Source organism: Thioclava sp. ISO4, assembly GCF_058105145.1.
This window is the reverse complement of sequence record NZ_CM176571.1, coordinates 1179864-1199755: the sequence shown is the minus strand read 5'-3', so window position 1 is coordinate 1199755 and position 19892 is coordinate 1179864. Positions and strand designations below refer to the sequence as shown.

The 19892-nt window shown below is 64.3% G+C and carries 23 protein-coding genes and 1 tRNA gene; 2 read left to right on the top strand and 22 right to left on the bottom strand.

From position 1 onward, the window contains the following. Window positions 1–104: 104 nt before the first annotated feature. From AC2TZ7_RS06080 to AC2TZ7_RS06040, 9 genes are all read right to left on the bottom strand, one after another. A complete protein-coding gene (locus AC2TZ7_RS06080; protein ID WP_489866235.1) occupies window positions 105–1373 on the bottom strand; it encodes a DUF6538 domain-containing protein in 1269 nt (422 codons plus the stop codon). 198 nt (window positions 1374–1571) lie between these two features. Beyond that, a complete protein-coding gene (locus AC2TZ7_RS06075; RefSeq protein WP_489866234.1) occupies window positions 1572–2567 on the bottom strand; it encodes an XdhC family protein in 996 nt (331 codons plus the stop codon). Between the two features lie 151 nt (window positions 2568–2718). Next, window positions 2719–4041 carry a TRAP transporter large permease gene (locus AC2TZ7_RS06070; RefSeq protein WP_078572507.1) on the bottom strand — a complete coding sequence of 441 codons (1323 nt, stop codon included), beginning with the start codon at window positions 4039–4041 and terminating at the stop codon, window positions 2719–2721. Window position 4042: 1 nt separating this feature from the next. Next, window positions 4043–4588, bottom strand: a complete 546-nt coding sequence (locus AC2TZ7_RS06065) for a TRAP transporter small permease subunit (RefSeq protein WP_489866233.1) — start codon at window positions 4586–4588, stop codon at window positions 4043–4045. A 40-nt stretch (window positions 4589–4628) separates the two neighbouring features. Further along, window positions 4629–5702 (bottom strand): C4-dicarboxylate TRAP transporter substrate-binding protein, encoded by a 1074-nt coding sequence (locus tag AC2TZ7_RS06060; protein WP_489866232.1) that lies wholly within the window; start codon window positions 5700–5702, stop codon window positions 4629–4631. A gap of 80 nt (window positions 5703–5782) precedes the next feature. Further along, on the bottom strand, window positions 5783–6244 hold the full coding sequence (locus AC2TZ7_RS06055; RefSeq protein ID WP_083077612.1) for an SRPBCC family protein: 462 nt from the start codon (window positions 6242–6244) through the stop codon (window positions 5783–5785). After that, window positions 6241–8607: a xanthine dehydrogenase family protein molybdopterin-binding subunit gene (locus AC2TZ7_RS06050; RefSeq protein WP_489866231.1), complete on the bottom strand. Its 2367-nt coding sequence runs from the start codon at window positions 8605–8607 to the stop codon at window positions 6241–6243. The genes AC2TZ7_RS06055 and AC2TZ7_RS06050 overlap by 4 nt, the downstream gene beginning before the upstream one ends. Continuing rightward, window positions 8604–9092, bottom strand: a complete 489-nt coding sequence (locus AC2TZ7_RS06045; RefSeq protein ID WP_489866230.1) for a (2Fe-2S)-binding protein — start codon at window positions 9090–9092, stop codon at window positions 8604–8606. Before AC2TZ7_RS06045 ends, AC2TZ7_RS06050 begins: the two co-directional genes overlap by 4 nt. Further along, complete coding sequence (locus AC2TZ7_RS06040; protein WP_083077617.1) at window positions 9089–9949, bottom strand: FAD binding domain-containing protein; 861 nt, start codon at window positions 9947–9949, stop codon at window positions 9089–9091. The genes AC2TZ7_RS06045 and AC2TZ7_RS06040 overlap by 4 nt, the downstream gene beginning before the upstream one ends. A gap of 153 nt (window positions 9950–10102) precedes the next feature. Between AC2TZ7_RS06040 and AC2TZ7_RS06035 the strand changes: the two genes are divergently transcribed. Together AC2TZ7_RS06035 and AC2TZ7_RS06030 are read left to right on the top strand one after the other, a co-directional pair. Then, window positions 10103–10756, top strand: coding sequence for a TetR/AcrR family transcriptional regulator (locus AC2TZ7_RS06035; protein WP_198453242.1), 654 nt, complete (start codon window positions 10103–10105; stop codon window positions 10754–10756). A 227-nt stretch (window positions 10757–10983) separates the two neighbouring features. After that, the gene (locus AC2TZ7_RS06030) at window positions 10984–11688 is read left to right on the top strand and encodes a hypothetical protein (protein WP_083077620.1); all 705 of its coding nucleotides are present in this window, start codon (window positions 10984–10986) and stop codon (window positions 11686–11688) included. A gap of 109 nt (window positions 11689–11797) precedes the next feature. Here AC2TZ7_RS06030 and AC2TZ7_RS06025 read toward each other — a convergent pair. The 13 genes from AC2TZ7_RS06025 to AC2TZ7_RS05965 form a co-directional block, all read right to left on the bottom strand. After that, window positions 11798–11873: transfer RNA gene (locus tag AC2TZ7_RS06025), tRNA-Phe, on the bottom strand. Window positions 11874–11971: 98 nt separating this feature from the next. Further along, complete coding sequence (locus AC2TZ7_RS06020) at window positions 11972–12163, bottom strand: DNA gyrase inhibitor YacG (protein ID WP_078545394.1); 192 nt, start codon at window positions 12161–12163, stop codon at window positions 11972–11974. Then, window positions 12160–13212, bottom strand: coding sequence for a ribonuclease E/G (locus AC2TZ7_RS06015; protein WP_083077623.1), 1053 nt, complete (start codon window positions 13210–13212; stop codon window positions 12160–12162). The genes AC2TZ7_RS06020 and AC2TZ7_RS06015 overlap by 4 nt, the downstream gene beginning before the upstream one ends. Beyond that, on the bottom strand, window positions 13212–13781 hold the full coding sequence (locus AC2TZ7_RS06010; RefSeq protein ID WP_489866229.1) for a Maf family protein: 570 nt from the start codon (window positions 13779–13781) through the stop codon (window positions 13212–13214). Before AC2TZ7_RS06010 ends, AC2TZ7_RS06015 begins: the two co-directional genes overlap by 1 nt. Next, window positions 13778–13996: a translation initiation factor IF-1 gene (infA, locus tag AC2TZ7_RS06005; protein ID WP_010397442.1), complete on the bottom strand. Its 219-nt coding sequence runs from the start codon at window positions 13994–13996 to the stop codon at window positions 13778–13780. The genes AC2TZ7_RS06010 and infA overlap by 4 nt, the downstream gene beginning before the upstream one ends. A gap of 82 nt (window positions 13997–14078) precedes the next feature. After that, complete coding sequence (locus AC2TZ7_RS06000) at window positions 14079–14972, bottom strand: carbon-nitrogen hydrolase family protein (RefSeq protein ID WP_489866788.1); 894 nt, start codon at window positions 14970–14972, stop codon at window positions 14079–14081. Between the two features lie 8 nt (window positions 14973–14980). Beyond that, on the bottom strand, window positions 14981–15562 hold the full coding sequence (locus tag AC2TZ7_RS05995) for a GNAT family N-acetyltransferase (RefSeq protein WP_489866787.1): 582 nt from the start codon (window positions 15560–15562) through the stop codon (window positions 14981–14983). Continuing rightward, window positions 15562–15969, bottom strand: coding sequence for a ketosteroid isomerase-related protein (locus tag AC2TZ7_RS05990; protein WP_489866228.1), 408 nt, complete (start codon window positions 15967–15969; stop codon window positions 15562–15564). The genes AC2TZ7_RS05995 and AC2TZ7_RS05990 overlap by 1 nt, the downstream gene beginning before the upstream one ends. 82 nt (window positions 15970–16051) lie before the next feature. Beyond that, a complete protein-coding gene (locus AC2TZ7_RS05985; protein ID WP_489866227.1) occupies window positions 16052–16882 on the bottom strand; it encodes an NAD(P)H-binding protein in 831 nt (276 codons plus the stop codon). Window positions 16883–17020: 138 nt separating this feature from the next. Next, on the bottom strand, window positions 17021–17473 hold the full coding sequence (locus AC2TZ7_RS05980) for an arsenate-mycothiol transferase ArsC (protein WP_489866226.1): 453 nt from the start codon (window positions 17471–17473) through the stop codon (window positions 17021–17023). 4 nt (window positions 17474–17477) lie between these two features. Beyond that, window positions 17478–17954, bottom strand: a complete 477-nt coding sequence (locus AC2TZ7_RS05975) for a UPF0262 family protein (RefSeq protein WP_078521735.1) — start codon at window positions 17952–17954, stop codon at window positions 17478–17480. After that, the gene (gene hisD / locus AC2TZ7_RS05970; protein ID WP_489866225.1) at window positions 17954–19267 is read right to left on the bottom strand and encodes a histidinol dehydrogenase; all 1314 of its coding nucleotides are present in this window, start codon (window positions 19265–19267) and stop codon (window positions 17954–17956) included. The genes AC2TZ7_RS05975 and hisD overlap by 1 nt, the downstream gene beginning before the upstream one ends. 137 nt (window positions 19268–19404) lie before the next feature. Beyond that, entirely contained in the window at window positions 19405–19884 is a 480-nt protein-coding gene (locus tag AC2TZ7_RS05965) for a DUF2948 family protein (RefSeq protein ID WP_489866224.1), read from the bottom strand. Between the last annotated feature and the right edge of the window lie 8 nt (window positions 19885–19892).

Genomic DNA, 19892 nt, shown 5'->3' with positions numbered 1-19892 from the left:
TTGGGATATTTTTCTATCGGAATGCCATCGAAGTAAAGAAATCCTGACATCCACATTTCTGAGGGCACATAGAACGCGATCACAGAACTGGCCCCGCCGAATGCTTAGAATGCAATCGGTTCAAGGAGCTCCGCAATCGCTGCCAGCCGCCCCCCTTCCCCGTATCGTTCGCGCCCCAGCGCATGCCCCATCACGTCGCGCCGGATCCGCTCGTCGATCCCAGCAGCAAGCATTCGATCCTCAAACCCGTGCCGCAAGCTGTAAAGAGAGTGCCGCTCGCTCTCGAGGAGGCCTGAATCCCGCAGATAGGTGTTCACTGTGGCACTCAGCGTGGCCGAGCTCTCGCGATAACGCGAAAACCCATCCGGGAACGCTCGCATCGCCTCGAACGACACCCCGTGCAGCGGCATCACCCGCTCCGCATTCTGGGTCTTCAGAACCCGTCCGATCGGCTGCAGGAGCAAATGCGGGATCGGATCCTTGAGCCGGATCTCCTCAGGCCTCAGCGCTGCGATCTCGCTCGGTCGGAGCCCAGTATTCACCATCACGTGGAGGATCGCCCGCGCTTGCGGCTCCAAGCCATCGAGCGCACCGCGGGCCAGCAAGCGACCCCGGATCCACGCGTCGGAGAAGGACGGCCGCCGCGCAGCTTTCCCCTCTCGAAAGCCGAGATCCTCAAGCGGCAGCTTGAGCCCGAGCCGCTTGTCGCGGTTCACGCGCCTCAAAACCGCACTGAGATGCGTCAGATCCTTGTTCGCGGAATTCGCTGTGAGCCTTTCTGACGCCATCCGCTCTGCCCACCAATCGCGAAAATCGAGGAAATCATCGCGCGTCAGATCATCAAGCGGCTTGTCACCGACAACCGCGATGAAATTCTGCACCGCCTTGATATGCGGGTAACGCCAGCGTCGAACCTGATCCGCACTCTTGCCCAAGGTCTTGTCACGCGCGAGCCCCCAGAAAAGCTCAAGCGCCCGCGATACGGTGATCAACGGAAGCTCTGCCCCACCCAGAAGCGAATCCGCCCCAAGCGGATCGCGCATCTCGTCACTGGCAACCAGATCGATACGCGCGAGTAGCTCTTGCACAGGCAGACGCGCCACCTTGCGAGCATCGAGAAACCGGTAGCCTCGCGCCTTGGCAAACCGCTTGGCCGCAGCGAACCGTGCCTCCGCGTCTTCCGTGTCGCCATCGAGCATCGCCTCCCAGACCTCGACCTGCCGCCCCCACAGGAGCGGCGCCTTCTGTCGCGCCACCGTCTCGGACCCCGTCCGAAGGCTGATCACGACCTCACGGCGCGGATCGACCGGGGCATAGGCTTTGGGGACCCGCCGACGCAGATGCCAGACTTCGCCACGCTTGGTGATATTCATCACACACCTCCGGGAAAGAGCATTCGTGTAGCACAATGTGTAGCACGAGAACCTTCCTGACGGCGCTGAATTTAACCTAAAACATTGACATTATTTACTTAAGTTGCAAATTTGACTCGGAATCCGGTGTAGATCTGTCGGAGAGGAATTCCGCCAAAAAGCCCCGAGAAGGGAGCATGAGGTCATCCCGCGCCTACGTCAGACGCGCCGGGCGTGATCGATAACCTGAGCAAGCACACCAGCGGCCATTTCCTGTGCGGAACGTGCATGCGCGACATATCCGAAGGGTTCGACGAGCCGCGCAATTCCCGCGTCCCCCACCCCGGCGGCGCTCAAGGCCGCTTCGCGCAATTGACGCGCCCGAAGGCTTCCCTGCGCCCCGATATAGAAAGCGGGCGTCTCCAAGGCATGCGTCAATAGCGCAGTTTCGCGCTCATGGTCATGGAAGAAAAGCGTGACGGCCGTGCGATGATCGACATGGGCCGTATCGGGCCAGGTCTTGCCGGAAAACGCGCATGCGCCCGCAATGCCGTCGCGCGTCTCCTTGGATCCGGCATATAGCGTGACCGGCAATCCCGCAGCCTGCGCAAGCGCGGAAAATCCCCGAGGCTCGGGACCGTCGCCGAAGACCAGAACCCGCACTTTGGGGCGCAAGGTCATCGTCAGACCGCCGCGCGTCGCGCCGTTTTCGATCTGGCCATCCGGCAGCACCGTCAGCGTGACATTTTCACGCGCGACCAGACGGCGATGCACCACGTCCAGAACCTCACGATCCGGGGCCGGCAGCAAGGTGACTTCCAGCCCGCCCCCGCAAGGCAGTTGAATATCCATGAAAGGCGACCCGCGCCCGTAACGCAGCACTTTCGGAGCGCCGGTTTTCAACGCCTCCACCGCATGAAGCGCGACATCCTCGTCGATACATCCCGACGACAAATTGCCGAACCGCCGCCCGGCAGCATCGACGGCCATGCCAGACCCGAGCGGGCGATATGACGGCCCCTCGACATGGCTGATGAAGCACAGACACATTGGCCCCGGCCTCAAAAGCCGAGCCAAGGGCCATTCGGTCTCGCATAGAACTGTCGTTGACTGATCCATGCCATTTACCCTCTTAGACAGACGTTCATTTTCTGTGTGTCTCGATCGCGGATCGGTGCCTCCAGCTCGCCAGCTCGTTCTTGCGACCAAGCTCATCCAATCCCGTTACATACGGCCCACGCGGCCCGCCGCGACGGCTTCGGACGGCTCTGCTCCCCAGGTTCAACTCTAGCGTTCTCTCCCAGACCTACGCGCCGCGCTTTGGCCCGAGAGAGAGGAGTAGATCAATCACAGCGCCTGAGATCTCTTAACCGATGATCAGCACTGGAAAGGAGGCCACGAGGATCAGCACACCCAGCATCACCCCGACATAGGGCAGCGCACCAGCAAAGATGGATTCCAGGGAGACGCTCCGGTCTCCAAGCGTCGAATGCACCGTGAAGATCGAAATCCCGAAGGGCGGTGTGAGCAACCCGACCTCGACCGCAATCACCGTGATGATGCCGAACTGGATCAAGTCATAACCAAGGTGCTGCGCGATCGGAGCGGCGATAGGAACCACGATCAGCAGGATCGAACTGCTGTCCAGGATCATACCGAGAAGCAGCACCAGTAGCACATAGACGATCAGGAACCCGACCGGACCAAAGCCGCTGCCGCTCACAAAGGCGCCGATAGCGGCGGGGATACCTGCGACGGCAAGCATCTGGCTGTAGAAGCCAGCGGCCACCAGCAGCGCGAGAATGCCGACCGAGATGGTGCCGGTCTGGCTCAGCACCGCCCAGCAGCCGCGCAGGTTCAGGCTACGCCGGAAGATCGCAATGATCAGCGCCGCGAAGGCTCCGACGCCCCCGGCTTCCGTCGGGGTGAAGAACCCGGAATAGAGCCCGCCGAGAACGAAGGTCACCAACACAATGATCGGGACGATCTTGCGCAGGAGTTCTCCCGTCGACAGGTCATCATAGGCCTGCGCCTCGGGGTCGGTCTCTTGGGCCTTGGGGGAGGCAAAGACGATGCCGGGCGCGAATTTCGCAGCCAACAGGATCCACAGCACGAAGCCCGTCGCCAGGAGCGCGCCAGGCACCAGCCCCGCGATGAACATCCGGCCGATGGATTGCTCGGCCAAGACGCCATAGATGATCAAAAGCAGGCTCGGCGGGATGAGCATACCGAGAACCGAACTGCCCGCGACGGTGCCCGCGGAAAACGAGGGCGAATAGCCGTGGCGCGTCATCTCAGGCACGGCGACCTTGGTGAAAACCGCTGCCGAGGCGATGGAAACGCCGGTCACGGCGGCAAAGACGGTGTTGGCCGCCACGGTGGCGATGCCGAGGCCACCAAGCAGGCGGCGCAGCAAAGCCTCGGCGACGTCGAACGTATCCTTGCCCACATTCGAAATGCTGACGAGATGCCCCATCAGAACAAAGAGCGGGATCGTCGCGAAGAGATAGTTGGCAACCCCATTGTAGGCGGCGATGGACATGAGCCGCATGGAAAGGTCGAAATTGCCGCGAATGATCCAGACCCCGGCAAAGGCCACGACCAGAAGCGCCACGGCGATGCGCATCCCCAAGAGCACGAGCGCGAAGAGCACGCCAATGAGGATCAGTCCTATGGTGATGCTGCTCATGTCAGAAGTGCTCCTCAGTCGGGCGGTTCAGCAGAGTCTCGACGGCCGAAAAGATGCAGGCGAGACTGGTGACAGAGGCCCCCAGCACCACCAACAGGTGGAAGGGGAAGGTCGGCAGCGTCCAGACGCCGCGCACCCCGAAAAACTCGGAACTGACCCAGGCGTCATGCGTATCGGGCCAGGCGGCGAGCGCCACGAGTCCGAAGATGACCGCCCCGGCAAGCGTAAACAGGCTGTCCAGTAGCCGCACCGACCGGGGCGAAAAACGCTGGAGCCCACGCATCAGGAAATCCGACCGGATCAGGGTGCCGTTCAGCGCGGCAGCCGGCAGCAGCAGGAAGACGATGGCCACGACCGAGCGGGCCGCGATCTCGGCGACGCCGATGATCGGCGCGGCCAGAAAATTGCGACCGACCACGTCGGCGACGATCAGCAACATGATGGCAAAAATCCACAGCACGCCCACCGCCGCCATCGCGTTCAGGGCAAGCTGGAGCCCGCGCCGAAGCGCGGGCAGGCTGGTAGCCAAGAGACTGGCGCGTTGCATAGAGGCTCCCTCAGTTGCGCGCGGGATCGAAGCCATGGCTTCAGATCCCGGCGGTCCAGTCGCGGGCAGGTTTGATGCCACGAGCTTCCAGTTCGCCAAAATACGCTTTGGCCACCGTTGCCGCCGCCGCACCATTGGCCTCAAGCCAGGGCTTCGCGACGTCGGGGAGCGTCTCGGCCCAGCGTTCGCGCTCTGCGGGAGCCATTTCGGTGATCTGCAGCCCGGCGCCCTTCATCTCGGTGATCGCCTCGGTCGTGCGTTTCGTGATGTAGTCGCCATGCGCACGCGAGGTGATACGTCCCGCCTCTTTCAGCGCGGCCTGCACGGGCTCGGGCAGCCGGTCGTAGAAGCCCTTGTTCACCGCGATCCCGCCGAAATACATCGAGCCGAAACCGACCCGGGTCAGATGCGGCGCAACCTCGTAGACCCGTGTGGGCTGGATGCCGCTGGCGAAGGAGAGCGTGCCCTCGGAGACGCCGGTCTGGATGTCGGTGTAATAGGTGGTCAGCGCGCCATCCACCGGCGTGCAGCCAGTCTCCGCCAGCCAGTTGGCCGAGGTGCCCGGCGCGTTTAGGCGGCGGTTCCGGATGTCATCGACCGAGGAGATGGGGAATTTGGCATAGACGTCGTAGCTGTCGGTCACCAGCGAGGACAGATGCACCATGTTCTGGTCGGTCCACCCTGCGCGCAGCTCCGGCAGCTCGTCGGTCAGTTTGTCGAAGATGTCGATGGTGACGTTGTGATCGACATTCGCGAAGGGGGTGAAATAGGTCACGTTCTGCAGCGGCATCGCCGAGCCTTCCCAGACCGTCCCCACCATGCCCACATCGACGATGCCGTCGCGCACCGCCGTGCGGGTGTCCTTGAACTTGTAGAGCGTACCGCCGTAATTCTCATTCCAGCTCACGGAATACTCGCCGCCCGCATCCGCCAGCAGCTTTTCGAGCGCCGGTTGCAGTGCGTTCTGCATGGCGTAGACCCAGATATTGTTGGTCGGGTGGCTAGACCCGATCTGAATCGAGATGTTCTGAGCCGCGATGCTGCGGGTGTTCAGAAAGGGCAGCGCCAAGGCTGCCGAGGACATGGCCACAAAGGCCCTGCGTGTGGTTGTCATTGGTATCCTCCTCCCAAGGATGGTTCTTGTTATACGCGCTTTTTTTCGTGTCTGGCCTGACCTCGCTGCGCGCCAGCGGATCAGGTCGGCCCAGCCTCCTCCGGTTGGGCCAACGCATCGGAAAAATTGGTGAAAAAGGCGTCGGTCAGCTTCTGCGCCGTGGCGCCGATCAGCCGGTTGCCGAGAGAGGCGAGCTTCCCGCCCACCGCGATATCGGCATCATAGCAAAGCCGCGTGCCGTCCGCCTCGGGCACCAGCGTCACCTGTGCAGCCCCTTTGGCGAACCCCGCGACCCCGCCCGAGCCTTTGCCGGACAACGTGCAGGATTGGCCGGGCACGATATCGCTCAGCGTGACCGCGCCCTTGAAGCGGGCCGAAACCGGGCCGATCTTGAGTTTCACCACGGCAGTAAATTCGGTTTCGCTCAGCTGTTCGAGGCTTTCGCAGCCGGGAATGGCTTCGGCCAGCACGTCGCGGTCGAAGAGTGCCGCCCAGACGGTCTGGGGGTCGGCGCTCAGGAGCTGCTCTCCTTCAAGCTTCATGGATCGGTCCTTTGCTTTCGGGCCGCGTCGAGCGCATCGAGGATGCGCAGCGGCGTCATGGGTGTCTGGGTGAGCCGTGCGCCAAAGGGGCGCAGCGCGTCATTCACCGCGTTCATCGCGGCGGCGCCGGCAGCGGCGGTTCCCGCTTCGCCCACGCCCTTGGCGCCAAGGATCGTGTCCTCGGTCGGCGTCTCGATATGGGCGATTTCGATATCGGGCATCTCGCAGGCCATGGGCACGAGATAATCGGCGAGCGACCCGTTGGTAAGCTGGCCGTCCGCGTCGTATTGGCATTCCTCGAAGAAGGCGGGGCCAAGTCCCTGCACCACGCCGCCTCGGATCTGTTCATCGACCAGAAGCGGGTTGATGATGCGACCGCAATCCTCGACGACCCAATGTTTCAGGATCCGCACGATGCCGGTTTCCACATCGACCTCGACCAGACTGCCCTGAATGCCGTTGGTGAAGTCGAACGGGTAGCCGGAGGGCGCGAAATGATGCGCTACGGTCAGCGAATGATCGACCCCGTCGGGCAGCGTGTCGGGGCGGTAGGTGGCGACGCGGCCAATCTCTTCGAGCGTGATGCGCGCCTCGCCCGTGGTGACATCGACAACCGCGCCATCTTCGAGCCGCAGCGTTGCCGGATCGGCCTGCAGTAGCGCGCCCGCCAAAGTCAAAATCCGCTCGCGCAGCTTGCGCCCCGCGCGCAGCGCCGTCTCGCCGCCGATGCCCGCGCCCCGGCAAGCCCAGGTGGCGCCGCCGCTGGGCGTGGTCGCGGTGTCGCCCGTGGTGACGCTCACCCGTTCGGGCGAAACACCCAGCTGATCGGCGACCACCTGCGCGATGATCGTCTCGGTGCCCTGCCCCTGCTCGGTGACCGAGATGGCGCAATGGATGTCGCCAGAGGGCGTCATCCGCACCACTGCACCGTCCTGCGCCGAGATCCGCGCTCCGCCGACACCGTAGAAGGCCGCGCCGGGATTGGTAATCTCGACAAAGGAGGCAATGCCGAACCCACGATAGATGCCCTGTTCGCGCAGGCGAGCCTGATCGGCGCGTAGCGCGTCGGGGTCCACCATCTCGCGCAGCTTGGCCAGACTGGCCTGATGCGAGAGCTTCTCGAACTGGTAGCCGGTGGCCGACACATGCGGATAGGCATCGTCGGCAATCAGGTTGCGGGCACGGATCTCGAACGGATCAAGGCCCGTGACCTCCGCCGCCCGTTCAACCAGCGCCTCGGTCACCGCACAGGCGATGGGATGCCCCACCGCGCGATACTGGCTGGTCTGCACCTTGTTCTGGAAGGCGACCTGCAGCCGGCCGCGATAATCGGGCATGTTGTAGGGAGCACCCATAAGGCGGATCACCTGATTGCCCTCGGCAGCGCTGGTGCGCGGATAGGCCGAGACCGCGCCGACCGGCGCCAGATCATCGACGTCCATCGCGAGAATCTTGCCCTCCGCGTCCAGCGCCATGCGGCCTTTCACGATATGATCGCGAGCGTGGATGTCGGACAGAAAGCTTTCCAGCCGGTCGGCCACGTAGCGCACCGGGCGCTTGAGGATCATGCTCGCCGCGACGGCGCCCATCTCTTCGTTATAGACATGCAGCTTCATGCCGAACGAGCCGCCTACATCGGGCGCGATGACGCGGACCTTGCCCTCCGGCAGACCGAAATGGCGCGCATAGACGTCCTGAAACTGGTAGGGGGTCTGCGTCCCGTGATGCACGGTGAGCGCACCACTCGACGGGTCGAAATCGGCGATCACCGCGCGCGGCTCGAGCGTGACGGCGGTGTGGCGGCCAAAAGTGAAGCTGCCCTCGACCACATGCGCGGCACCGGCGAAGGCCTCGTTCACCGCAGGCGTTTCCAACAGCGCCTCGTAACAAAGATTGTCCCGCGCGGCACTGTTCGCCAGGGGCGCGCCGTCCTGCAGGGCCGCAGCGCCATCGGTCACCGGCTCGGAATCCTCGATATCCACCATCACCAAGTCGGCGGCATCCTCGGCCTCGGCCCGGCTCTTGGCGATGATCATCGCCACCGGTTGCCCGGTCCAGAGCACTTCCTCCTCGGCAAGGATGTTCATCGGCGGGCTCTGCATACCTGCGAAATGCGCGAGCGTGCCGACCCACGGCTTGCAGCGCGCGTTCAGCTCGGCGGCGGTCAGGATCCGCACCACGCCGGGGGATTGTTCGGCTTCGCACGTGTCGATCTCGACGAGCCGCCCCTTAGCCATCGGGCTACGGACGAAGACTGCGTGCAGCATGCGCGGCAGGGTGAGGTCGCTGACAAAATGCCCCCGACCCGAGAGGTGGCGCCGCGCATTCTCGCGGCGCTGCGACTGGCCGATATACATGGTCATTTCGCCGCCTCCGTCCGGGCCGCGCGGTCGCGGGCTGTGGTGTCGATGGCGTCCACGATGGCCTCGTAGCCTGTGCAGCGGCAGTAATTGCCCGACAGCGCGTCGCGGATTTCGTCTCGCGTCGGTGCCGGGTTCGCCTCCAGCAACGCCTGCGCGCTCATCAGCATTCCATTCGTGCAAAAACCGCATTGCAGCGCGTTGCGATCATGAAAACGCGCCTGAAGATCGGCCGCGGCACCGGTCTCGTTGAGCCCCTCGATCGTCTCGACCGTGCTATCCTCCGCCTGCACCGCCAGCACGAGGCAGGCATGCACCGGCACGCCGTCCATGAGCACCAGACAGGCCCCGCAGGCACCCATTTCGCAGCCCAGATGCGTGCCTGTCAGGCCGAGATCCTCGCGCAGGAAATCGGCGAGACTGGTGCGGGGGAGAACGGCTTCCTGAACCTGTTCACCATTCACGGTCGTGCTCAACATAACCTTCATTGAACAGCCTCCATCCGGGTCAGCACCCGTCCCAGGAGGACGCGCGCGAGTTGCAGACGACGCTCTGCCGGGAAACCGGGGTCGTCGGGTGGGTCGAGATCGGTGGCCAGGGCGGCCTGAGCGCGGGCAATGGAGTCCGTTGAGAGCGGGGCGCCTTCCAGCGCGTCTTGCGCCGCGGCGGCGCGCATCGGGGTGACACCCACTGAAAACAGCGTCACCGACGCATCGGAAACCACGCCATCGGACATATCGGCCTGTGCGGCCACGCCCACCATGGCGTAATCGCCCCGGCGACGCGCGATCTCGTCGAAGCCGAACACCCGTCCTTCGGGAGGGAGCGGCACGTGAATGGCGGTCAGCACTTCGCCGGGGATGAGGGCTGTTTCGTAAAGGTCGAGGAAAAAATCGTCGGCGGCGATCATGCGCCGGCCTTCGGGGCCCATGACCTCAAGTTCCGCCCGCATGGCCAGCACAGCAGCCGGGAATTCCGATGCCGGATCGGCAAGCGCCAGATTGCCACCGATCGTGCCACGATTGCGAATTGCCGGGTGCGCGACATGGGGTGCAGCGCGGGAAAGCAGCGGCGCATGGCGCGCGATCAACGGATTGGCCAGCACCTCCGCATGACGGGTCATCGCACCGATGCGCAGCGTTTCGCCCTGTAGCTCGACACCGTGCAGTTCGGCAATTTGCGAGATGTCGATCAGCCGCGACGGCGCCTGCAGACGCAGCGCCATCGAGGGCACGACACTGTGCCCGCCCGACAGGTAGACCGCGTCGCCTCCCGCGTCGGAATGCAGCGCCCATGCCTCAGCAAGACTGCGCGCACGCAGAAATTCGAACGATGGTAGTTTCACTTATCCTCCTCTGGCCCGCAGCTCTCCCCAGCTACAAAGTGACCAATTGGTAACTTCTATAATGCAGGACAATCAGGACCGGTCAAGAAAAAATGACCAGTTGGTTACAACAATGGTTTGCATTAGGCTCGGGATAAGAGAAGAGAGACAGGCATGACCTCGGAGAAAAAGACCGAAAATCAACGGCCGCGCCGCAAGAACATGCGCGGGGAGGAACGCGAAAAACTGATCGTCACCGAGGCGGTTCGGTTCTTCGCCGAATCGGGATTTGAGGGCCAGACACGCGAGCTGGCCAAGCGTATGGGCGTGTCCCACGCGGTCATCTACCGGCATTTCGAAAGCAAGGACGCACTGATCGAGCGCGTCTACGAGCATGTTTTTCTCGAACGCTGGAACCCGGACTGGGAGCAGCTGGTGCTCGAAGGCGGCCGTTCTCTTCAGGATCGCCTTACGCAATTCTACATCGAATACTCTGAACGGGTGTTCGACTATGACTGGGTTCGCATTTTCGTGTCGTCCGGGCTGAAGTCCTACGGGCTGACCGAACGCTACCTCGATATCATTCGAACGAAGATCATCGAACCGGCTGCGATGGAATTGCGCGCTTCCCGGCAAAACGCCGAAGACCGCGCTGCGCCGAACACCGACGAGGTCGAACTCCTCTGGGGGCTACACGGAGCGGTGTTCTACATCGCCATTCGAAAATTCGTCTACAACATGCCCTTGGAAATCGACGTCGAAGCAACTGTGCGCGCCACCGTGACGAATTTCTTCGAGGGCGCGCTTCACGACACTTCACCGCACTAACCTGCCCCGGCGCTGCGTCGTTCAAACCGAGAGTCTGCGGGTTTGGCTTTGATGCCCATGAACTTGCGGTGGCGTTTGCATCCGAGCGACGAATGCGGCCTGAGCGCGTTGGAATTGCGCGCCTTGTCGGAGCGGCGCAGCCACGACAAAGAGAGCGCGCCACAACTTGCCTTCCCCAGCACCCGCCGATAGCGTCACGCGAAACCACATAAGCGGGGAGGCGGACCATGGCGCTTTGCAGCGATGCGGCGATGGTGCTGTTCTATGACATCGACGGTGACACCGCCGACCACGACCACTGGCACAGCCATGAGCACCTGCATGAGCGCCTCTCGGTTCCCGGGTTCCTGCGGGCGACGCGCTGGATCGCGACCGAGAGCGGGCCACGCTACATGGTCACCTATGAAGTCAGCGGGACCGACGTGGCGACGTCGCAGGGCTACCTCGACCGCCTGAACGACCCCACATCTTGGACCGGTGCGATCATGCCGAGATTTCGCGGCATGACGCGCGGTTTCTGCACGATTCCGGCGAGCGAGGGCTACGGTCTGGGTGGTTTCGCCACCGCTTTCCGCTTTCAACCCGGCACCGGACATGAAGACGCTGCGGCTTCCTGGATCGCTCAGGAGGTGCTTCAGGAGATCGCCTATCGTCCGGGTGTCGCCAGCGTTCAGCTGCTCCGTCCGACTGCACCACCGCCGATGACACGCGAGCAGGCACTGCGCGGCGCCGACACACCACTGCCGTGGCTACTCATCGCCACCGGCTATGACGCGACGCTGCTGGGTCAGGCAGTGGAGCGCGGTTTCGATCCGGCTTCGGAAGCCGCTGCCGGGCTGATCGGCGACGTCGTCGCGACGCACTATGTGCTGAATCACACCGCGACTGCTGACGAGGTCGCGCGCACGCCCAAGCCGCAGTTTCCGCGTTAAGTTATTCCCGTCTGCGGCGGGGAAAGTTCACCGGCGCAGAACCGTGTGAAGCCACGCTATGAATAGAGCGAAGCCAGACCAACACGTAATTCTATTTTGAGGATTTTAGTGGTGCCCGGAGGCGGACTCGAACCACCGACACGCGAATTTTCAATCCGCTGCTCTACCAACTGAGCTATCCGGGCACTGCGACCTTTCGGTCTTGGTGGAGCGGTTACTAGACGAGGGCGCGGGGGGTGTCCAGAGGGATTTCGCAGAAAATTACGCGAACTTGCGAAACGTCTCAGTGCGGCTTGCCGGGGGGCGTATCATCGCCTGCGGGACCGGTCGGCGCGCGCTCTTCTTCCTCGGCGATATCGCCGGGAATGACGTAGGAACCGTTCAGCCAGCGCGCCAGATCGACATCGGCGCAACGCTTCGAACAGAAGGGGCGATATTTCGGGTCGGCATCCTTACCGCAGATCGGACAGCTCATTTCGCCTCCCTGTTTTGGCCCCGCAGAAGGCGCACGAGCGGGACGCGGTCGCGCTTGCGTTGCATCTCGAAATTGCCCAGCGGCGTCCAGCCGGCCAGCGACGTCTCGGGCTCGCCTTTGACGGAGCGGCGCAGCTGCTGTTCCAGCGCCTGACGGTCGCGCTTGGGCATCGGGGCGAAGTCGATCACGACCTGCCCTCCAAGGCCGCGCAGGCGCAGCTGACGGGGCAATTCGCGGGCCGCGGCGATATTCGCCTTCAGCGCCGCGGCGGGCGACGTGTCATTGCCGGTATTGACGTCGACCGCGATCAGGGCACGGGTCGGCTCGATCATCAGATGCGCCCCGCCCGGCAGGTCGACCCGCGGGTGCAGGAGCGCTTCGATCGCGTCGGTGACGCCGTGGTCGTCGAACCCGCCTTCGATCACCTCGTCGGGCACGGGTTCGGCCCAGTCACGCCAGGCTTCTTCATGCGGGTCGGGCGCATCGACGAGCAGTTCCGGCCCGCCTTCAGTATCATTAGTCACGGCCTCGGCCAGCTCGCGCATCGCGGCGACATCCTCTGCCACCTCTTCGAGCGACACATGGGCCGCGGCGGAGCGCAGGATCACGCCCATATCCGAGCCTTCCATCACCGCCTCGGCTGCTGCCTGCAGGTCGGCGCGCAGATCGTCTTCATGGATCCGCCGGGAGACGTTGATGCCGGGCGCGCCGGGAGTGACGATGGCGTAGCGCGACTTGAACAGCACCCGCAGCGTCACAGGCAGCGCCTTGCCGGGCTCGGTGCCGCCGGAGACCATGCAGATCACGGTTTGGCCGGGGGCGAGCCCCTTCACCTCTTTCAGAAAGCCACGCGTGCCTTCGGGCAGATCGACGAAGACGCCGCCCTGCCCTTTCATCTGGCGGCCGATGGTGCCGCGCAGGATCGCGCCGGGGGCGAAGCTGATCTCCTCCGGGGTGTCGATAATCAGGTCTTCAATTTGCCCGTCGACCATCAGCGCCGCCGCTTCACGACCGGCGATCTCGTCCAGCAGAACCACACGCCCCTGCATTATACGTCCCCTCGAATGCCCGCGCTTGCGAGCAGCGTTGCGGTTTCAGCTAATGGCAATCCCACGACAGCGGTGAACGACCCTTGAATCCACGGCACGAAAGCGCCGCCGCGACCCTGGATCGCGTAGCCGCCCGCCTTGCCGTGCCATTCGCCCGAGGCGAGATAGCCGTTCACGTCCTCGTCGCTGAGCGGTTTGAACTTCACCACCGTATCGACAAGCCGCTCACGCAGGCCCTGCGCCGTGCGCATTGCCACGGCGGTGAACACATGGTGCCGACGCCCGGAGAGCAGCCAGAGAAACTCCGCCGCTTCTTTCTCGTCTTCGGGTTTGCCCAAGATACGGCGCCCGCAGGTCACCGTGGTATCGGCGCTCAGCAGCACCTCGTCATCGGCCACATCGAGCGCCATCGCTTTCTCGCGGGCCATGCGGGCGACATAGTCGCGCGCGGCCTCGCCCTTCAGCGGCGTCTCGTCGATATCGGCGGGGCGCACATCAAAAGGATCCAGCCCGAGCTGGGCCAGAAGCTCTCGCCGTCGCGGGCTCGCCGAGCCGAGGATCAGCTTCACTTGAAGCGGTAGTTGATACGACCCTTCGTAAGGTCGTAGGTGTTCATTTCCACCTGAACCTTGTCGCCTGCCAGAACACGGATGCGGTTCTTACGCATCTTGCCTGCCATATGCGCGATGATCTCATGGCCGTTTTCCAGCTCGACCCGAAACGTCGCGTTAGGCAGGAGTTCCTTCACGACACCGGGAAATTCGAGCATTTCTTCCTTGGCCATGGTCACTCCATAAATGGTTACCCGCGTCATCTGCGGGCGAGCGTTTAAATGCGCCCGTAAGCCGCGAAATTCAAGGGCAATGTCAAGGCTGGGCGGGGTTTTCCGAGGCGATCCGGATTATTTGGGCCGCTTCGGACTGCTCGGACCAATGTTTGTAGGGCAAAACAGTTCCTGCAGTCCGGCTTTGCGCGACGCGATCCAAGTCCACCGTCGCGAAGGTCCAGCCAGGTGAGTCGGGCGCCCCTTCGGCCACGATCCCGCTTTCAGGCCAGAACCCGTCGGGCGGCGCGAAGATCGCAGCCGTGCCGCAGTTTTCATCCACCGCCGGGCACCAGAGCGCTTCGCCCACGGTGGGGGCCTGCACGGTCACGCATTGGTTTTCCAACGCGCGCGCCATCGCACCGATCCGCACCCGATTAAAGCCCGCGAGCGTGTCGGTGCAGGAGGGCACGAGGATGATCTCCGCCCCGGCCTCCGCCAGCGCGCGCGCCAGCAGGGGGAATTCGCTGTCGTAGCAGATTGTGACGCCGATCTTGCCGAGCGCGGTTTCGAAGAGCACCAGCCCCTCGCCCGCGTCGACATGCCAGATCTCGCGCTCGAAGCGCGTCATGATCGCCTTGTCTTGATGCCCGATCAGTCCGCCGGGGCCGAACAGGCTCGCCCGGTTCACGCGCTTGGTGCCGTCGATGACGGGTCCGGAGGGGGCGAGAATATGCAAGCCATGCTCCGCCGCGAGGCCTGCGAACAGCGTTTCCATGTCCGCCCGCAGCCCGGCCACATGGACCAGCGCGGCTTCCAGATCGCCCGCGACCTCTGCGCCGCCGAGGCTCGCCAGTTCCATTGCGCCATATTCGGGAAAGACCAGAAGCTGCGCGCCCTGCCCTGCGGCCTCGGCCACCCAAGCCGTGACCTTCGCCGCATAGCCCGCCCAATCCTCGAACCAGTCGAGCGGATAGGCCGCCGCCGCGATCGTCACCTCGCGGCTCACAGCGTGCGCCCCCAGAATTGCAGCGCCTTCTCGGTCTGCTGATCTTCACCGAGATCGGTCCATTTGAACCGCGCTACGACGCCCTCCATCGGCGCATAGCCGCGCTTGCGCCAGAACCCGTCGAGCGGGCGGTAATCGGCGGGCTTGAGCGGATGATCGTCAGGACGGATCACAGAGCAGAAGACCGAATGGCGGCGCCCCAGCTCGCGCGCATGGGCCTCACGGTGATCGAAGAAGGCGTGCCCGAGCCCCTGCCCGCGATAGTCGGGCAGAAGAACCGACTCGGCACAGTAGAACACGTCCTGAAGCTTCAGCCCCGTGCCCGCGAACGGTGCCGCGAAATCGCCCGCGTGATCTTCCAGCGGCGTGCCTGTGGCCGCACCCACCAGCGTCGCCCCGTCGAACGCGCCGACGACCACGGCGGCCTCGCTTTCCCGGTAGCTCTGGACATATCGCCGCTCATACGCCAGCGACCCGTCGTAGATATATGGCCAGTCCCGAAACACCGCGATCCGCAGCCGCGCCACGTCGTCGAGCGCCGCATCCAGCGCCTCTCCGGTCAGCCGCCGCACCTCCATCATGAGACCTGCGCGATCCAGTCGGCGAGGTTGTAATAGGTGACGACGCGCGTGATCTTGCCCTCGTCGAGCGTGAAAAACGCCCCCGCAGGCAGCACATAGCTTTGCCCATGCGCCTCGGGCAGCCCGTCATCGGTCTCCAGATAGACGCCGTTGACGATGAACTCCGCCGCCGCCCGCGTGCCTGAGTCATTGGCCATGATGACCATATCGGTCAGCTGCTCGCGATAGCAGCGGCTCATATGCTTGTTGAAGGCGCGGAACGCCTCGATCCCGTGGCGGATCTTTCCCTCGTTCACATGATGCGCGAAAGGCTCGCCCAGCTGGGCCTCCATCCCTGCCGTATCGCCTGCGTTGAAGGCATCGTAATAGCGGCTGATCGTGTCGAGAGTGCGGGCGCGCGGCATGGCCATTCTCCGTAAAGCTGTCTGGCCTTGAGTGCCACGCGCCACGCGCCGCGTCAAACGCGGTTACAGGCGCCGTCGCGGGTCACCCCAATGCAGCGCGCACGATCTCGGCCAGCGGCGTGGTCGGGCGGCCGATCAGCCGCGACAGGTCGTGGCTGTCATCGAACAGCGCGCCATTGGCGGCCTGCGCGTCCGAATCCGCGATGATCGCAGCGAAGGGGCCGGGCCGGCCCATCGTCTCGAGCAACGCGCGATACTCGGCTTCGGCGAGGTGCGAGACCTCGACCGCGCGACCGGCCTGTGCGGCGATCTCGGCGGCCAGTTCGTCGAGGGTGAAACCCGCATCGCCCGCCAGCTCATAGGTTTTGCCCTGCAAGCCGGGATCGAGCGTCACGGCGGCCAGCGCCTCGGCGAAATCCGCGCGCGCCGCTGCCGCGATCCGGCCTGCGCCCGACGCCCCGGCGATCGTGCCCGACTGCGCAGCATAGGCGATCGCGCTGTCGTAATTCTCTCCATACCAGCCATTGCGCAAAAGCGTATGGCTCAGCCCCGATGCGGCCAGCGCCGCTTCGGTCGCCACGTGCTCCTCGGCCAGTTGCATCTTCGAACGGTCGGCATGCAGCAGCGACGTGTAAAGGATATGGCCGACCCCATGCGTCTTGGCGGCCTCGATCACGTTGCGATGCTGCGGCGCGCGCTGGCCGACCTCGCTCGACGAGATCAGGATCAACGTGTCGACACCTGCCAGCGCGTCGAAACTGTCGGGATCGGAATAGTCGAACCGACGCGCGGCGCCCGTCAGCTTTTCAGGGCTGCGTGCCAGTCCGATCACGTCGGTCGCGCCGCGCGCGGCCAGTGCGGCAAGGGTGAGTTGGCCAAGCTGGCCGGTGGCTCCGGTAACGGCGATGGTCATGGCGAGGTGCCGCCGCGCGTGGATTATTGCCTGACCGAGGCAGGAGAGGCGATCGCGATCCGCTATTTCGAGCTAGCGCATTGGATCGAGGCGAACCTGGGCCGACTTTGCACGCAGCCTGCACAGTCTGGCGGCTGATCAGGCGGTCGGCTCTCCGAAACGGTCGATGAGATGGCGGCGAATCTGGTCGCGGGTGTCGCGATAGGCGGCGAGCTTGGCCTCGCGCGTCTCGCCAATCCCGGTCGGGTCGAGGATCGGCCAATATTCCACGTCGAGATGAAAGAACCGCGTCAGCTCCAGCGCCTGACGCTGCGAGGCGGGCGAGAGCGCGATCACCAGATCGAAGGCCGACAGATCGTCGCCCCATTCCTGCAACTCGGTGAAAGAGCGCGCGCGGTGACGCTCCAGATTGACGCCGATCTCGGACATCACCGCGATAGTGAAGCCGTCGATCTCCAGATCGGCCTTCACGCCCACCGACTGCACGTAACATTCGGTGCCGTAGAATTTCTTCATCATCCCCTCGGCCATCGGGGAGCGCGTGGAATTATGATCGCACGCGAAGAGAACGGAGTTGGGGATCTCGCCCATCCGTTTACCTCGGGGCGAGAACGGCAACGAGGGTGAAGAGGCGCCGCGCCGTGTCGATGTCGATCTCGGCCTTGCCTTCCAGACGCTCCTGCAAGATGCGCGCGCCTTCGTTATGGATGCCGCGCCGAGCCATATCGATCGCTTCGATCTGGCTGGGCGGCAGCTTCTTGACCGCCTCGAAATAGCTCTCGCAGATCTGGAAGTAATCCTTCACCGCCTGCCGGAACGGGCCGAAGGACAGATGAAACTCCGCCACTTTCGCGCCGCTCTCGGTTTCGGTGTCGAAAACCAGCCGCCGGTCCCGCACGCCAAGCGTCAGTGCGAACGGCCCTTCAGGTGCAGGTTGCCCGTCGCGGCCCGGAATATTGAAGCTGTTATCCTCGAGCAGATCATAGATCGCGACCTTGCGCTCCTGCTCGATCTCGGGCGAGGGCGCGGGCAGCCCGCCCGTGTCCAGCTGGATATGAGAAATCCGGGCCATCACCCCTCCCCTTCGTCATTGAGCGCATCGAGCCGCGCACGCACCGACAGCCCATGCGCCTCGAGGCTTTCCGATTGCGCCAACACCTCGGCCGAAGGCCCGATCGCCTTCAGCGCGCCGGGCGTCATCTTCGCCAGCGTCGTGCGCTTAATGAAATCCATCACCGACAGGCCCGAGGAGAACCGCGCCGAGCGTGCCGTGGGCAGAACGTGGTTCGGCCCGCCAATGTAATCGCCGATCGCTTCGGGCGTGTAGGCGCCAAGGAAGATCGCGCCGGCATGGGTGATCGCCTCGGAGAGCCAATCGGGATCGGCGACGCACAGCTCCAGATGCTCGGGGGCGACCCGGTTCGACAGCTCGGCCGCCTCCATCAGATCGCGCGCGACGATCACCGCCCCGAAGTCACGCCAGCTCGCGCCTGCAATCGCACGGCGCTCCAGCGTTTCGAGGCGTTTCTCGACCGCCGCTACGACCGCCTTACCGAAGGCCTCGTCGGTGGTGATCAGGATCGCCTGCGCGCTCTCGTCATGCTCGGCCTGGCTCATCAGGTCGAGCGCGATCCAATCCGGGTCGCCCGTGCCATCTGCGATCACGAGGATTTCCGACGGTCCCGCGATCATATCGATGCCCACGCGCCCGAAGACGCGCCGCTTGGCCGCCGCCACGAAAGCGTTGCCCGGCCCGGTGATCTTGTCGACCGCCGTGATCGTCTCGGTCCCGTAGGCCAGCGCGGCAATCGCCTGCGCGCCGCCCATCCGGTAGACCGTATCGACGCCCGCCAGTTGCGCGGCCAGCAGCACCAGCGGGTTCACCGCCCCGCCCGGCGTCGGGCAGGCCACGACCAGACGCTCCACGCCCGCGACTTTCGCCGGGATCGCGTTCATCAGCACCGAAGAGGGGTAGCTCGCCAGCCCGCCGGGCACATAGAGCCCCGCGGCTGAGACCGGCCCCCAGCGCCAGCCAAGCTCCGCCCCGCTCGCGTCGATCCAACGCGCGTCATGCGGCATCTGGCGCTCGTGATAGGCGCGGATACGCTCGGCCGCCAGTTCCAGCGCCGCGCGCTCCTCGGAGGGCACTTTCGCGACCTCGGCCTCGATCTCCTCGGGGGAGAAGGCCAGCGTCTCGGGCGTCAGCTCCAGACGGTCGAATTTGGCGGTCAGCTCGATGAGCGCTGCATCACCGCGCGCGCGGATATCCGCGATGATCCCGGCCACGACAGCGTCCACATCGGGGCTGTCCTCGCGCTTCATCCCCAGAAGTTCGACAAACCGGGCCTCAAAGCCCTCTTCGCGCGTGTCCAGAAAGTGCGGCATCGACAGTCTCCTATTGCGCTCTTCGGATTAGAGACTCCCGCCCTGCCCCGCAAGCGCGACCCTGCCCCCAAGGGCAATTCCACTTCGACTTGGCGTAAATATCCCCGCCGGAGGCATCTCCGGCGGCAAAACGCGGCTCACTCGGGATGATGCGGCACCTTGCCGGAGGGCGCCCTATACGGCCGCTCCACGTCGCGCAGATCGACATCGAGGCATTCGACATCCGCCGCCAGCGCGCCATCGCCCGCCAGCGTCAGGGTCACCCGCCCGGCGCCGTCTTCGGCCTCTTCAAAGGTCATATCGAGGATCGAGAGCACCACGTCGCGATCCGAGCGATCGATCCCCATGCTCGCGACATGGGTGACGTCCGAGATCACCAGCAGCGACCGCACGCGCTCATAGGGGCGCTTTTCGGCCTCGGCCTGCGTCTTATCCTCCCAGCGGAACCGGTTGATCAGCAGCGCCAGACGCCGGGACTTCGCCTCCCAGGCAATCTCGGTGATCGGCAGCACGGCATCCTGCACCAGCGCCGCGATCACGGAGAGGTCGTCGCGGGTCTCGGCGCGCAGCGCGATCGCGCCTTCGCCACCATCTTCGAATTTCGCGTCACGGGTCATTGGGTCAC

What these genes read in the sequence shown, in the direction of transcription:
- infA (WP_010397442.1), bottom strand. Translation starts at nt 13,996, where the DNA reads ATGGCCAAGGAAGAAATGCTCGAATTTCCCGGTGTCGTGAAGGAACTC.
- AC2TZ7_RS06020 (WP_078545394.1), bottom strand. Translation starts at nt 12,163, where the DNA reads ATGAGCTGTCCGATCTGCGGTAAGGATGCCGACCCGAAATATCGCCCC.
- AC2TZ7_RS06035 (WP_198453242.1), top strand. Translation starts at nt 10,103, where the DNA reads ATGACCTCGGAGAAAAAGACCGAAAATCAACGGCCGCGCCGCAAGAAC.
- AC2TZ7_RS06080 (WP_489866235.1), bottom strand. Translation starts at nt 1,373, where the DNA reads ATGAATATCACCAAGCGTGGCGAAGTCTGGCATCTGCGTCGGCGGGTC.
- hisD (WP_489866225.1), bottom strand. Translation starts at nt 19,267, where the DNA reads ATGCCGCACTTTCTGGACACGCGCGAAGAGGGCTTTGAGGCCCGGTTT.
- AC2TZ7_RS06050 (WP_489866231.1), bottom strand. Translation starts at nt 8,607, where the DNA reads ATGACCATGTATATCGGCCAGTCGCAGCGCCGCGAGAATGCGCGGCGC.
- AC2TZ7_RS06075 (WP_489866234.1), bottom strand. Translation starts at nt 2,567, where the DNA reads ATGAGCTTGGTCGCAAGAACGAGCTGGCGAGCTGGAGGCACCGATCCG.
- AC2TZ7_RS06045 (WP_489866230.1), bottom strand. Translation starts at nt 9,092, where the DNA reads ATGAAGGTTATGTTGAGCACGACCGTGAATGGTGAACAGGTTCAGGAA.
- AC2TZ7_RS05985 (WP_489866227.1), bottom strand. Translation starts at nt 16,882, where the DNA reads ATGACCATCGCCGTTACCGGAGCCACCGGCCAGCTTGGCCAACTCACC.
- AC2TZ7_RS05980 (WP_489866226.1), bottom strand. Translation starts at nt 17,473, where the DNA reads ATGGGCGAGATCCCCAACTCCGTTCTCTTCGCGTGCGATCATAATTCC.
- AC2TZ7_RS06065 (WP_489866233.1), bottom strand. Translation starts at nt 4,588, where the DNA reads ATGCAACGCGCCAGTCTCTTGGCTACCAGCCTGCCCGCGCTTCGGCGC.
- AC2TZ7_RS05975 (WP_078521735.1), bottom strand. Translation starts at nt 17,954, where the DNA reads ATGGCCCGGATTTCTCATATCCAGCTGGACACGGGCGGGCTGCCCGCG.
- AC2TZ7_RS06055 (WP_083077612.1), bottom strand. Translation starts at nt 6,244, where the DNA reads ATGAAGCTTGAAGGAGAGCAGCTCCTGAGCGCCGACCCCCAGACCGTC.
- AC2TZ7_RS06070 (WP_078572507.1), bottom strand. Translation starts at nt 4,041, where the DNA reads ATGAGCAGCATCACCATAGGACTGATCCTCATTGGCGTGCTCTTCGCG.
- AC2TZ7_RS05995 (WP_489866787.1), bottom strand. Translation starts at nt 15,562, where the DNA reads ATGGAGGTGCGGCGGCTGACCGGAGAGGCGCTGGATGCGGCGCTCGAC.
- AC2TZ7_RS05990 (WP_489866228.1), bottom strand. Translation starts at nt 15,969, where the DNA reads ATGCCGCGCGCCCGCACTCTCGACACGATCAGCCGCTATTACGATGCC.
- AC2TZ7_RS06015 (WP_083077623.1), bottom strand. Translation starts at nt 13,212, where the DNA reads ATGCAGGGGCGTGTGGTTCTGCTGGACGAGATCGCCGGTCGTGAAGCG.
- AC2TZ7_RS06030 (WP_083077620.1), top strand. Translation starts at nt 10,984, where the DNA reads ATGGCGCTTTGCAGCGATGCGGCGATGGTGCTGTTCTATGACATCGAC.
- AC2TZ7_RS06060 (WP_489866232.1), bottom strand. Translation starts at nt 5,702, where the DNA reads ATGACAACCACACGCAGGGCCTTTGTGGCCATGTCCTCGGCAGCCTTG.
- AC2TZ7_RS05965 (WP_489866224.1), bottom strand. Translation starts at nt 19,884, where the DNA reads ATGACCCGTGACGCGAAATTCGAAGATGGTGGCGAAGGCGCGATCGCG.